Source organism: Luteimonas sp. RIT-PG2_3 (assembly GCF_054902115.1).
This window is the reverse complement of record NZ_JBUBPF010000008.1, coordinates 138,916-153,021: the sequence shown is the minus strand read 5'-3', so window position 1 is coordinate 153,021 and position 14,106 is coordinate 138,916. Positions and strand designations below refer to the sequence as shown.

General features: G+C 66.0%; 8 protein-coding genes. All 8 read left to right on the top strand.

The window, feature by feature from the left end; all coding sequences use genetic code 11:
* Positions 1–161: 161 nt before the first annotated feature.
* Positions 162–1,052 carry a MurR/RpiR family transcriptional regulator gene (locus ACYX7E_RS13575; protein WP_462081119.1) on the top strand — a complete coding sequence of 297 codons (891 nt, stop codon included), beginning with the start codon at positions 162–164 and terminating at the stop codon, positions 1,050–1,052.
* Positions 1,042–2,376 (top strand): type I glutamate--ammonia ligase, encoded by a 1,335-nt coding sequence (locus tag ACYX7E_RS13570; protein WP_462081118.1) that lies wholly within the window; start codon positions 1,042–1,044, stop codon positions 2,374–2,376. Before ACYX7E_RS13575 ends, ACYX7E_RS13570 begins: the two co-directional genes overlap by 11 nt.
* 5 nt (positions 2,377–2,381) lie before the next feature.
* Positions 2,382–3,722 carry an aspartate aminotransferase family protein gene (locus ACYX7E_RS13565; protein ID WP_462081117.1) on the top strand — a complete coding sequence of 447 codons (1,341 nt, stop codon included), beginning with the start codon at positions 2,382–2,384 and terminating at the stop codon, positions 3,720–3,722.
* A gap of 143 nt (positions 3,723–3,865) precedes the next feature.
* Positions 3,866–4,423 carry a helix-turn-helix transcriptional regulator gene (locus ACYX7E_RS13560; protein ID WP_462081116.1) on the top strand — a complete coding sequence of 186 codons (558 nt, stop codon included), beginning with the start codon at positions 3,866–3,868 and terminating at the stop codon, positions 4,421–4,423.
* A 123-nt stretch (positions 4,424–4,546) separates the two neighbouring features.
* Positions 4,547–6,553, top strand: coding sequence for a CocE/NonD family hydrolase (locus tag ACYX7E_RS13555; RefSeq protein ID WP_462081115.1), 2,007 nt, complete (start codon positions 4,547–4,549; stop codon positions 6,551–6,553).
* Between the two features lie 188 nt (positions 6,554–6,741).
* Entirely contained in the window at positions 6,742–7,758 is a 1,017-nt protein-coding gene (locus ACYX7E_RS13550; RefSeq protein ID WP_462081114.1) for a LysR family transcriptional regulator, read from the top strand.
* A 415-nt stretch (positions 7,759–8,173) separates the two neighbouring features.
* Positions 8,174–10,861 (top strand): TonB-dependent receptor plug domain-containing protein, encoded by a 2,688-nt coding sequence (locus ACYX7E_RS13545; RefSeq protein WP_462081113.1) that lies wholly within the window; start codon positions 8,174–8,176, stop codon positions 10,859–10,861.
* Positions 10,862–11,294: 433 nt separating this feature from the next.
* The gene (locus ACYX7E_RS13540; RefSeq protein WP_462081112.1) at positions 11,295–13,886 is read left to right on the top strand and encodes a TonB-dependent receptor plug domain-containing protein; all 2,592 of its coding nucleotides are present in this window, start codon (positions 11,295–11,297) and stop codon (positions 13,884–13,886) included.
* The last annotated feature ends 220 nt before the right edge of the window (positions 13,887–14,106 follow it).

Below are 14,106 nucleotides of genomic sequence, written 5' to 3'. Positions count from 1 at the left end.
GGGGCAGCGGTCTGGCTGACGGGCATTGGCAATTTTCGAGTCAGGCTTGACGGAAACTTATCGTCTTGAATGAAAATTTACAATCACATCTATTGTTTTTCTCATAAAAGATTTGTTATTTTCAGTGGCAAGGGGCCCTTGACGGCCTCGGAGCCCACGCGATGCCAGTGAAATCCGTGAAGTCCACGCTGCAGCAACTCGCTCCCGGGATGACCGCGGCCGAGCGTCGCATCGCCACGGTCGTGCTGGCGGATTTCCCGTTCAGCGGGCTCGGCACGATCCAGGAACTGGCGAGCAAGGCCAAGGTCAGCGCGCCGTCGATCACCCGTTTCGTCAGCAAGCTCGAATACGCCGGTTACCAGGAATTCCAGCGCCAGCTGATCGAGGAACTCAAGGAAAGCGCGCGCTCGCCGGTCGACCTGCGCGGTCCGCGCCCGCAGCCGCAGCAGGGCTTTCTGGCCGACTACTTCCGGCGCATCGCCGAACGTGTCGCCGATGCCGCCGAAAGCGTCAGCGATGAAGAATTCCAGGCGTTCTGCGCCTTGCTCGGCGATCCCTCGCGCACGGTCTTCATCATCGGCGGCCGGGTCAGCCATGGCCTCGCCAGCGTGATGGCGACGAGCCTGCAGTTCCTGCGCGCGGACGTGCAACTGGTACCGTCCGATCCGGAACAGTGGCCCGAATACCTGCAGCGCATGAAGAAGCGCGACGTGCTGGTGATGATCGATTTCCGCCGTTACCAGAAGAGCCTGGAGCGCCTGGCCGAAGTCGCGACCATGCAGGCCGCGCCGCACATCGTACTGATCACCGACCAGTGGCTGTCGCCGATCTCGCGCCACGCCAGCCGCGTGTTCGCGTTGCCGGTCGGCGTCGACACCGCCTGGGACAGCTACACCGCACCGCTGGCGCTGATCGAAGCCGCCGTGGTGATGGTGTCCGAGCGCGACTGGAACAACACCCGTCTCCGTATCGAAGCCTGGGATCGGCTGCGCATCAATGCGCACGACCCGGCCACGCCCCTCTTGCTGGAAGGAAGCCCCCATGCGTCATGAGCCCTTGATGATCGCCTGCCTCAACGACCTGTCCGGCAGGACACGCGGCAAGGGCTACCCGCAGGCGCAGCGCGAGCAGCGCTTCACGTCCGGCGTCGGCTGGACGCCGGCCAATGCGCTGATCAGCTGCTTCGACCATATCGTACCCAGCCCTTACGGTTCGCTCGGCGACCTGGTGCTGCGTCCCGCGCGTGATGCCGAGGTCGAGGTCGAACTCGACAGCGGCCAGCGCGTCCATTTCGCGCTCGGCAACGTCGCGCATACCGATGGCACGGCCTGGGAATGCTGCCTGCGCACGATCGCGCAGGATGCGCTGGCGCGCCTGCACGCCGAGACCGGCCTGCAGGTGTACGTGGCGTTCGAGCACGAGTTCGTGTTCACGCCCAGCCAGGCCGCAACTGGCCAGGACGCGGCCGGCGACACCGGTGCGGCGTTCTCGCTCGATGGCTTCCTGCGCGGACAGGGCTTCGGCGAGACCTTGATGGGCGCGCTGCGCCAGGCCGGCGTGCAACCCGATACCTTCCTGCGCGAGTTCGGCCGCGACCAGTACGAAGTCACCAACGATCCCGCACGCGGCATCGCGGCCGCCGACCAGGCCGTGATCCTGCGCGAGCTGGTGCGCGAAGTCGCCCGTACCCAGGACCGCAAGGTCAGCTTCGCGCCGCTGCTGGCGCCGGGCGGCATCGGCAACGGCGTGCACGTGCACCTGAGCCTGCTCGACGATGCCGGCAAGCCGGTGATGTACGACCCGGCCGGCACCCATGGCCTGTCCGCACAGGGCGGCGCGTTCGCGGCCGGCATCCTCAAGTACCTGCCGGCCTTCGTCGGCCTGACCGCGCCCAGCGTGATCTCGTACGGCCGCCTGGTGCCGCATCGCTGGAGCGCGGCGTTCAACAACCTCGGCTTCCGCGATCGCGAATCCGCGCTGCGCATCTGTCCGACCTCGGCCCGCGACGACGCCGGCCGCGCGCGCCAGTTCAATGTCGAGTTCCGCGCCGCCGATGCCACCGCCAATCCGCACCTGGTGCTGGCCGCGCTGGTGTCCGCCGGCCTGCAGGGCATCCGCGATGCCTTGCCGGTACCCGCCGCGACCCAGGACGACCTGAGCCTGCTGTCGACTGAGGTGCTGGCCTCGCGCGGACTGGTCCGCCTGCCGCAGTCGCTGGAGTCGGCGTTGTCCGCGTTCGAAGCCGATGCGACCGTGCGCAGCTGGTTCCCGCCGGGCTTTGCGGACATCTACCTGACGCACAAGCGTGGCGAGATCGCCTATCTCGACGGCAAGGACGAGGCGGCGATCTGCGCGGCCTACCTGCAGGCGTATTGAGCGACATGACCACGCCCAGCCTCTCCAGCCTCTACGCCCGCGACCTCGCCGTGCATGCGCGGCTGCAGAAGCTGCGCTTCTTCCCGAGTGCGCTGACCGGTGGGCAGGGCTGCCGGGTGTTCGACGACAGCGGCCGCACGCTGCTGGATTTCTCGTCGTCCTGCGGCGCGGCCTCACTGGGCTACGGGCATCCGGCCTATGTCGAGGCGGTCGAGCGCGCGGTGCGCAGCCCGGGCGGCGCGACCGTGCTGACCAATGCCAACCAGCCCGCGACCGAGTTGGCCGAGCGCCTGCTGGCGATCACGCCGGCATCGTCCAAGGACGACGCCCAAGGCGGGCGTCGCGTCTGGTTCGGCCACTCCGGTTCCGATGCCAATGAAGCCGCGCTGCGCGCCGCACGACTGGCGACCGGCCGCGAACGCGTGCTGTGTTTCGAAGGCTCGTACCACGGCGGCAGCGCCGCGACGATCGCGATCTCCGGTCACAAGACGCCGATCGATCCCGTCGACGCCGCGCGCCGCGTACTGGTGCCGTTTCCCGATGGCTTCCGCGGTGATGACAGCGGCGCATCGGTGCTGGCCGACATCGAGCGCCGTTTCGCCACCGATGTCCCGCCGTCGACGATTGCCGCCGCCTTCATCGAACCCTTGCAGGGCGATGGCGGCTACCGCCTGCCGCCGCCTGGATTCCTGGCGGCGCTGGCGCAGTTGTGTGCGCGCCACGGGATCCTGCTGGTCTGCGACGAGGTCAAGATGGGCCTGGGGCGCAGCGGCCTGTTGCACTGCTTCCAGCACGAAGGGCTGACGCCCGATATCGTCACTTTCGGCAAGGGACTGGGTGGTGGCCTGCCGCTGTCGGCGGTGGTCGGCCCGGCGCGCATCCTGGATATCGCCGCGGCCTATGCAATGCAGACGCTGCAGGGCAATCCGGTCTGCGCCGCCGCGGGACTGGCCGTGCTCGAGACCATCGAGCGCGACCGCCTTGCCGACAACGCGGCCGCGGTCGGCGACCACCTGCGGGCGCAGTTGCAGGCGCTGGCGGCGACGCAGCCGCTGATCGGCGAGGTCCGCGGACGCGGCCTGGCGATCGGCGTCGACCTGGTCAGCGATCGCACCGCACGCACCCCGGCCACGCGCGAGACCGCGCAGGTGGTCTACCGCTGCTTCGAGACCGGGCTGCTGCTCTATTACGTGGGCATGGACTCCAACGTGCTGGAAATCATTCCGCCGTTGACGCTGACCCGTGCCGAGGCGGACGAGGGGGTGTCGATCCTCGCCGCTGCGCTGGACGATGTGGCCGCGGGGCGTTTCGACGCCGCGGCGATTGCAGGATTCGAGGGATGGTGAACGGCGCATGGGCGCTGCAGGAAGGGTAGGGACCTCATGACGCCAAGGGGCGTCGTGGCACCGCCAGGGGCGGTGGCAAGGGAGGCGATGACAGCCGGATCCGCGCGTGCCGCGGCGACAGTTCCTTTGATGGAGAGCCACACATGTTTGACGATGCCAATCCAGACGTAGTACCCGCACTGATGTGCCTGGACGGAGATGGCACTCCCTTGTTCACGACCGAGCGTGCGCGCGTGCTGTGCGATCGCTGGAACCGCAATCTCGACGAGAGTGGCGGATGCGGTCCGATCCAGTCGTTGCGGCTGCCCGCGACGATCGATGCGCTGATGGGATTCGCGGGGCAGGGCAACGACAGCCCCGAGCGCAGTCGCGACGATGCCGCGATGCCGGCACGCTGGTCGATGGTGCATCCGCTGGTCGATGCGCTGACGGTCACCGTGCATGCTGGCGTGCAGTCGCCGGCCGAGCGGGCCGGACGCTATCTGCTGTGCTTCGAGGAGCGCGCCAGCAGCAGCGACCGCCTGAAGTGCCTGTCGCCGCGCGAACGCCGCGTCGCGCTGCTGGCCGCCGAAGGCCTGCGCAACGAGCAGATCGCCGAGCGCCTGTGCCGTTCGCGACGCACCGTGGAGTTCCAGCTCAATTCGGTCTACCGCAAGCTCGATGTCTCCAGCCGCACGCAGTTGTTGCGCGTGCTGCTTTGAGGCCCTGTCCACGCGCTTGCTGCGCTTGTCATCCGACTGCGCTTGCGGCAGGTCGTGAACAGGTGCCGAGTCTTTGAAACCATGGCCCGTCAACGGCCAAGTCGTTCTTCCAGGAGTCGCCTGATGTCATCTTTCCTCCGCCCGTGGCTGGCGATGTGTTGCACGGCCTCGCTGGCCGTGATCGCCTTCGTCGCCAGCGACGTCGCTGCACAGAGCGCGCCCGCCAGCCGCATGCAGGCAGGCCAGCCGCCAACAGGGTTCGATGTGCGGACCTCGGATATTCCGGCGACCTTCCTCAACGCACCGGCCGGCGCCGACTACGTGCGCGAGGAGGCGATGATCCCGATGCGCGACGGCGTCAAGCTGTTCACGGTGATCTGGCGCCCCAAGCGCAGCGATGCGCCGACGCCGGACGCCGGCATGCCCATCGTGTTGACCCGTACGCCTTACGACGCCGCCAGCCGGCCCGCCTACACGCACCGGCCCAACAGCCCGCGCGTGGCCGCCGCCGTCCCGCTGCCGGACGCGCCGCTGCTCCAGAACGGTTACATCCGCGTCTACCAGGACGTGCGTGGCAAGTACGGTTCGGAAGGCCACTACACGATGAACCTGCCGTTGCGCGGGCCCTTGAACGACGGTCCGGTCGACCAGGCGACGGATGCCTGGGACACCATCGACTGGCTGGTCAAGAACGTCCCCGACAACAACGGCAAGGTCGGCATCATCGGCGTGTCGTACGAAGGCTGGACCGCGTTGATGGCGTTGTTCGATGCGCATCCGGCGCTGAAGGCCGCCATCCCGATGAACCCGATGGTCGACGGCTGGATCGGCGACGACTGGTACCACAACGGCGCGTTCCGCCAGTTCTCGCTGGAGTACGTCTACCGCCAGACCACGGTCAAGGGCGCCAGCGAGCCGCCGACCGGTGGCCGCGACACCTATGCCGCGTACCTCGCGACCGGCTCGGCCAACGACATGGCGCGCAAGCTCGGCGTCGACCGCTTCCCGGCCTGGCTGCGCAGCATCGACAACCCGGCGTATACCGATTTCTGGAAAGCGCAGGCCGTCGACCGCCTGCTCGCCGCGCACCCGACAAAGGTGCCGGTGCTGACCGTGCACGGGACCTGGGACCAGGAAGACATCTATGGGCCGATCGCCGCCTACACGGCAATGGAAAAGACCGACGCCCGCAACGATCGCAACTACCTGCTGATCGGGCCCTGGTTCCATGGCCAGCAGGATCCCTGGTTCCACACCGTCGGCGGCGCCAGCATCGGCGCGCTGCCGCTGGGCCGGGACACCACCCAGGACTTCCTGTTCGACGCGATGCTGCCGTTCTTCGACCAGCACCTGAAAGGCCGCAAGCCGGCCACGCCGATCCCGCCGGTGCGCACCTTCCTGACCGGCGACAACCAGTGGCGCAGTTACCAGAGCTGGCCACCACGCGCGGCGGCCACCAAGCGCCTGTACCTGCACCCGGGCGGCACGCTCTCGTTCGCTGCCGGCACCGGCGCCGGAGAGGGCGGCTACGACGAATACATCTCCGATCCGGCCAAGCCGGTGCCGTACCGCGTCCAGCCGATCATCCCGCAGGCGTCGCAGGATTCCACCTGGGGCATCTGGCTGGTCGACGACCAGCGCCCGTTCGCATCGCGGCCGGACGTGCTGACCTATGTCAGCGAACCGCTGACCGAGGCGATGACGCTGACCGGTGACGTGGTCGCGCAGTTGCAGGCCTCGACGACCGGTACCGACGCCGACTGGGTGGTCAAGCTGATCGACGCCTGGCCGGACGAGGAGCCGTTGCATCCGCAACTGGGCGGCTACCAGTTGATGGTGTCGGCCGACATCCTGCGCGGGCGCTACCGCGAGGACTTCTCGGTGGCCCGGCCGATCACGCCCGATGCGACGCTGCCGTACCGCATCCGCATGCCGCATGCCAGCCACACCTTCCTGCCCGGGCACCGGATCATGGTGCAGGTCCAGAGCAGCTGGTTCCCACTGTACGACCGCAATCCGCAGACCTTCGTCGACAACATCGCCCGCGCCGTGCCCGGCGATTACCGCAAGGCCACCCAGCGCATCCACGCCGGCAGCCATATCGAACTGACGGTGCTGCCGCGGCCTTGAGCGGGCATCGCCTGTCGGCCGGATGTTGCCGCCGGGATGACACCCGGATGCGCCGTCCGCGGATGCGTCCGCGGCGCACGCAGACCAGCTGAACGCCGGTCCACCCTGCACAATGGCCCATGTGCAGGGTGGATCCATTCGGTTATCTTTGCGCACGCAGTAAACACGTGCGATGAGTGTCACCACCGATGAGCGAAGACAGGAAGACAGGGGAAGACGAGCGCGATGCCTATCGCCTCGACGCGCAACTGCTGTCCGACCTGTGGATCTTCCGTGCCGCTGCGCGCTTTGGCAGCATCACCGCCGCCGCCCAGCATCTGAACGTCACCCAGGGCGCGGTCAGCCAGCGCGTGCTGCGCCTGGAATCCCGGCTTGGCGTCGAACTGTTCCGCCGGCACAAGGGCAAGATCGTGCTGACCACGACCGGTCGCACCGTGCTCGATGCGATGAACAACGTCTCGACGGGCCTGACCGAAGCGCTGGGCCGGATCGACAGCTCCGGTCGCGCCGCGCTGGTGGTCAGCTGTTCGCCATCGCTGGCCACCGAATGGCTGATGCCGAACCTGCAGGAGTTCTACCGCGACTGCCCCGGCATCGAGCTGATGGTGCGTGCGGAGATTTCCGGCCCGTCCGCCAGCTGGATGGAGCAGCAGCGTATCGACGTGCTGATCGACTACATGCATGCCGAGGCGTCGGACCTGGTGGAGCTGGCGACCGTGCAGGAATACACCTTCCCGGTCTGCTCGCGCGCCTACCGCCGGCACCTGGACGCGCAACCGCCCGGCGAGCGCAGCGTGGTGCTGATGCACGACGACGATGCCTGGCAGGAAGGCGAGGTCAGCGGCTCCGAGTGGCAGGAGTGGCTGATCGCCGCCGGCGACCGCCGCGACTTCTCGATCAAGTCCGAGCGCCATTTCAACCTGGCGTACTTGGCTTACCAGGCGGCCGTGTACGGGCAGGGCGTGGCGGTCGGGCGTGCGATCAGCGTCAACCGGATGCTGATGAGCGGCGATCTCGTCGCCGCGGTCGACCTGCCGCCGATTGCCAGCGCCCATCACCGCGTGTTCGCGCTGCGTGCCGTCGCCGCCGATTCCCCGGCCGCGCGCTTCGCCGCCTGGGTCGAGAAAGGCATGCTGAAGACCCAGCAGGCCACCTTCGACAGGTTGGCGCCCGCTGCCGTGCCTGGCCTGATCACGACTGACTGATTGCTGGAAGGCCATTTGCCTGCGGTACGCCGCAGCAAATGATGTTGATAAATGCGATCGAGTGGGAAGCAACGGCTGCCGATCGGCATTCCAAGTAGCTCGACGCCTGCCCAGCTGCAGCGCTAGCCCAAGTAAGCGGCGTTTGCGATCGAGTGCCTGCCAGCCGTCCACACCTCTTCGTTGCCGAACATCCCGGCGCGCCGTGCTGCTTGCGATGTGCTGGGCCCCGCGATGGCACATGGCCTGATCTCGACGGAATGCTGCCTGGAAGGACAGCAATTACAGGCTTTCACCGCAGAAAATGACGTTGACAAATCAATCCGGATGAGACAGGTGATTTCTCGGATGACGGGAATTTAACATCGCAGGAAAGTCCTGACTCCCCTCAGCCAACGTCAGCGAGATGGAGTCCTTCATGGCAGTACAGTCCCGTTCCTTGCGTACCCCCGTGCGCAACTTCCAGCGGCTCCTGCCGCTGACCATCGCAATGCTCTGCGCGCAACACGCAATGGCGCAGAACCCCAGCGACGCCCCCGCGTCGACCAACGATCGCACGACCACGCTCGACAAGGTCGTTGTCACCGGCTCCAACATCCGCACCACCACCGCGGCCGAGGAAGGTCCCGCGCCGGTCGCGGTGATCACCCAGGAAGACCTGCAGCTGCTCGGTTACACCGACATCAAGGACGTGCTGCGCTTCGATGCCGCGTTCACCGGTTTCAGCGAGACCGAGGGTTACCTGTCGACGCGTTCGACGGTCAACATGCGCGGCCTCGGCGAGGAGTACACGCTGGTGCTGCTCAACGGCCGTCGCTTCTCCGCCGAACAGGCTGCCGATATCTCGCTGATCCCGATCAGCGCGGTCGAGCGCATCGAAATCCTCAAGGACGGCGCGTCGGCGCTGTACGGCTCCGATGCGGTCGGCGGCGTGGTCAACATCATCACCCGCACCAAGTTCGACGGCATCGAAGTCGAGGCCTATTACGGCAACACCACCGATACCGACGTCTCCAACAACCAGTTGCGACTGGTCTTCGGCGGCGGCGACGAGAAGTTGAAGTTCCTCGGCGCCTTGTCGTATACCAAGCGCAACGACCTGTATTCGGAAGATCGCGACATCACCCGTTCGCAGGACCTGCGTCCCTATGGTGGACGCGACGGGCGCAGCACCGCGACCAATCCCGCGCAGTTCAACGTGCCCGGCCGCGGCCAGCTCCGCCTGGATACTTCGCGCTTCGGTGTCGGCCAGTACAGCCTGGATCCGGACGACTACATTCCATACAACCCGGAAACCGACAAGTGGACGCGACCGTACCGCTCGGTGGTCATGCCGCTGGAGCGGACCAACCTGTTCGCGTCGGTCGAGTCCAAGCCGTTCGACAGCGACTTCACGCTGTTCGGTGAAGTGCTGTACTCGGATGCGAAGAGCAACTATCGCGGGGGCTCGACGGTGATCGGCATCAGCGGCAACGATCTTGGCCCGATTCCCTCGACCAATCCGTACAACCCCTTCGGCGTCGACATCAGCAACTTCAGCTATCGCACCTACGAACCGCTGTCGGGGATCCTGTCGGCGCTGTTCTTCTACGATACCAAGGCCACGCGCCTGGTCGGCGGTTTCCGCGGCTGGTGGGGCGACTGGAGCTACGAAGGTGCCTTCAGCCATTTCAGCGAAGAGACCATGACCACCGATCCGGCGGCCTGGTCCAAGGAAGGCCTGCGCACGGCGATCAACCGCACGGGTCCCGATGCCTTCAACCCGTTCTGTTATGGCTGCAACACGCCCGACCAGCTGGCTGGCGTGGTGTTCACCGTGCACAACAACGAGCGTTACGTCGCCAAGACCATGGACTTCCGTACCAGCGGCCCCTTGTTCGACAACTGGGCCGGTACGGTCAGCGCTGCGGCCGGGCTCGAGTATCGCGAAGAGAACTACCGCTTCAACCCCGACGCGATGTACGTCAGCGGCACCATCCTCGACTCGGGGACGCAGATGAACGAAGGTGCGACGCGCGACGTCAAGGCCCTGTTCGCGGAAATCAACCTGCCGCTGGTCGGCGCCGGCGACAACACCAATGGCGCTCCGCAGCTGGAGCTGAACGTCGCCGCGCGTTCCGAGAAGTACAGCGACTTCGGCTCGACCAGCAACCCCAAGGCCTCGTTGCGCTGGCAGCTGCCGACCGCGATCCCGATCATCGCGCGCTTCTCCTACGGCACGTCGTTCAAGGCGCCGCGCCTGGCCCAGTTGCTGGTGTCCGGCGTGCGCGTTGGCGATGAGACGTTGATCGACCCACTGACCAACCTGCCGGTCGAAGCCGTGGTCGTGGGCGGGACCAATCCGGCGCTGCAGCCGGAAGAGGCGAACTACAGCAACATCGGTCTGGTGATCTCACCACTCGACAATGATCGCGATCGTCTGACCTTCGCGGTCGACTATTTCCGCGTGCGTCAGCAGGACGTGATCATCCAGCCGACCGCGCAGGACGTCATCAATGGTGTGTCGCCGGGCTCGGTCGACCGCACGCCGGGCCGGGCGCAGCAACTGTACGGCAAGGATGGCGATCTGCTGGTCTTCGCAGGCCTGGTCAATGGCGGCGACCGCAGCACCGATGGCGTCGACGTCAATGTCAGCTGGGAACACCGCAACGACACCTGGGGCAACCTGACGACGACGCTGTCGACCAGCCGCCTGCTCAAGCGTGATGTCGACATTGGCGATGGCCGTGGCGACATCGACTACGCCGGTTACACCCCATACCCGCAGTGGCGAGGCAACCTGATGATCGACTGGGAGAAGAACGCCTGGCGCGCCGGCATGGTCAACCGGTACATCGGTGGTTTCGATGGCGTGCTGCCGGGTCAGGCATCGGCGAAGGTCGGTTCCTACACGCTGACCAGCGTGTCGCTGCAGTACGACATGTCGAAGTCGGAGAACCAGTGGTTGCGTGAGAGTGGCTGGACGCGCAATACCACCATCAAGTTCGGTATCGACAACCTGATGGATCGCGACCCGGTGTTCGTCTACTACCAGAATGGTTACATGCCGACCTTGTCCGACATCATGGGTCGCTCGTACTACATCTCGATCAAGCGCAGGCTGTAACCCGGTCGCAATCCGATCGCATCCAACGCCATCGGTGCACCTCGCGCCGCATCGTCGTCATGACGATGCGGCGCTTCTTTGCCGGAACAGTTGTCATTGTTCATCTCCTTTTTTTACGTTTCAGCCGCTGCCTGACTGCAGCCAAAAGATCGCCGCGCCATCTGCGGCAGATTCTCATGTTGTCGCGCGCAACACGGGAAGAGTTGTTGTTGTGCCCGGGGTACCGCCGTGCAGGTGCTTTTACGGATGACGCGTTTGTTAAGCAAACGCAAAGTCGCCCGTCCAAGCCACCCGTTAAAGACCCCCAGCCACACCAATCAGCTAGATGGAGTTCCAGATAATGGCAGTTGCTTCACGTTCCACGCGTCACGCGTACTCGAAGGTTCCGCGGCTGTTGCCGCTTGTCGTCGCCCTGTTGTGTGCACAGCAGGCCATGGCACAGGACGCCACCCCGCCAGCAGGCGAGGGCGCCACCAATCTCGACAAGGTCGTCGTCACCGGCTCCAACATCCGCACCACCACCGCCGCCGAAGAAGGCCCAGCCCCGGTGGCGATCATCAGCAGCGAGGACATCGCGCTGCTGGGTTTCAAGGACGTCAAGGACATCCTGCGCTTCGACGTCGCCTTCACCGGCTGGAGCGACACCGAAGGCTATGACGCGCGTTCGACCGTCAACATGCGCGGCCTCGGCGACCAGTACACCCTGGTGCTGTTGAACGGCCGTCGCTTCTCGGCCGAGCAGGCTGCGGACATGTCGCTGATCCCGATCGGCGCGGTCGACCGGGTCGAGATCCTGAAGGACGGCGCGTCGGCGCTGTACGGCTCCGATGCGGTCGGCGGCGTGGTCAACATCATCACCCGCAAGAACTACGACGGCGTCGAGATCGAGGCCTTCCACGGCAACACCACCGATACCGATACTGCCAACAACCAGGTGCGCCTGACCTTCGGCGGCGGCACCGAGCGCCTGCGCCTGCTGGGCTCGCTGGGCTACAATAAGCGCAACGGCCTGTACTCGCAGGACCGGGAGATCAGCAGCACCCAGGACATGCGCCGCTTTGGCGGCTACGATGTCCGCAGCAGCGCGACCAATCCCGCCGTCATCAACGTGCCGGGCCTGGGCGAAGTGCGCCTGGATACTTCGCGCTTCGGCGTCGGCCAGTACAGCAACAACCCGGCCGACTACGTCCCGTACAACCCGGAGACCGACAACTGGAGCCGGCCGTACCGCTCGCTGGTGATGCCGCTGGAACGCATCAACTTCTTCGGCCAGGCCGAGTGGGTGCCGTTCGGCGACGATTTCACGCTGTTCGCCGACGTGCTGTACTCGACCGCGAAGTCGAAGACCCAGGGCGGCACCAGCGTCATCAGCTTCTCCGATGCCTCGATCGGCGCGGTGCCGGGCAGCAATCCCTACAACCCGTTCGGCGTCGACATCACCGACATGTCCTACCGCGGCTACGAGCCCAACGCCGGGCTGCTGTCGTCGCGGGTGACCTTCGACACCACCGCGACCCGCCTGATGGGCGGCTTCCGTGGCTGGCTGGGCGAGTGGAGCTACGAGGCCGCGGTCACGTACTTCCGCGAGGACAACCGCGAGACCAATTACACCGCGTTCTCCAAGAGCGGACTGACCAGCGCGTTGGCGCGGACCGGCGCCGATGCGTTCAACCCGTTCTGCTACGGCTGCAACACCGCCGCGCAGATGGCCGGCATCCTGATCCCGGCGGACTATGATCGCCAGTACACGATGAAGTCCTTCGACGCGCGCACCAGCGGCCCGGTCATGGACAACTGGGCCGGCACCATCAACGCCGCCGTTGGCACCGAGTATCGCGACGAGTCCTACCGGATCACGCCCGATGCGCTGTACCTGTCGGGCGACGTGGTCGGCTACGACGCCGACAGCCTGTCGTTCCAGAAGGGCGAGCGCCAGGTCAAGGCCCTGTTCGCCGAAGTCTCGGTGCCGCTGCTGGGCGCCAACGACTACACCCGTGGCGCACCGGCGCTGGAGTTGAACCTGGCCGCGCGTGCCGAGCGCTACAGCGACTTCGGCTCGACCAACAACCCCAAGGCCTCGCTGCGCTGGCAGCTGCCGATGGCGTTGCCGGTGATCCTGCGCGCGTCGTGGGGTACGTCGTTCAAGGCGCCGTCGCTGTCGTACCTGCGCGCCGGTGGCGACGAGCTGTACACCACCACCTTGCGCGACCCGTCGATGAACACCGAGGTCGAGGCCCTGGTGGTCACCGGTACCAATCCGTTCCTGCAGCCGGAGGAAGCGCGCTACACCAACTTCGGCATCGTGGTCTCGCCGCTGGACAACGAGGTCGATCGCCTGACCTTCGGCGTCGACTATTACCGCGTGCGCCAGACCTCGATCATCCTGAACCCGAATCCGGTCGACGTGCTGACCGGCGTGGTGCCGGGGCAGGTCGATCGCACGCCGGGCGCGGCGCAGGACCTGTATGGCTACGACGCCGACATCATCGTCTACGCGCGTCCGGTCAACGGCGCCAGCCGCGATACCGATGGCATCGACTTCAATGCCAACTGGGAACGCAGGACCGACAACTGGGGCAACTTCACCACGGCCCTGTCCGCCAGCCGCCTGATCCGCCGCGATGGCGACAATGGCGATGGCAAGCCGGCGTTGTCGCTGGCCGGCTTCGCGACCTACCTGCACTGGCGGGCGAACGCGATGATCGACTGGAACAAGGATGCCTGGCGGGCAGGCTGGGTCTATCGCTACATCGGTGGCTACGACGATGGCGACGGCCCGCTGTTCCTTGGCGCGCGTCGCGGTTCCTACAGCCTCAACAACGTGTCGCTGGCCTATGACACCAGCAAGTCCGCCAACAGCTGGCTGCGCGAGAGTGCGTTCACGCGCAAGACCACGCTGAAGTTCGGCATCGACAACGTGTTCGACAAGGGTCCGGAGTTCCTGCTGTGGCAGAACGACTACGTGACCAACCTGTCGGACATCCTCGGTCGCTCGTACTACATCTCGGTCAAGCGCGAGCTCTGAAAGAACGCGGTCTGATCCCGATGGCATGATCCGGGGCGTCGCCGGCCTGCACTGCCGATCACCGCAGTGCAGGGCGGTGGCGTACTCTGGAAACAACGACGGCGATGCCTGCAAGGGCATCGCCGTCGTCGTGTCCCGCTTGCTGGTCTAACTGAAAACTGATTCGCGGTTCGATGGTTTCTCAATCGTCGGTGCTTCGACGACTGGACGCGGGGCGACG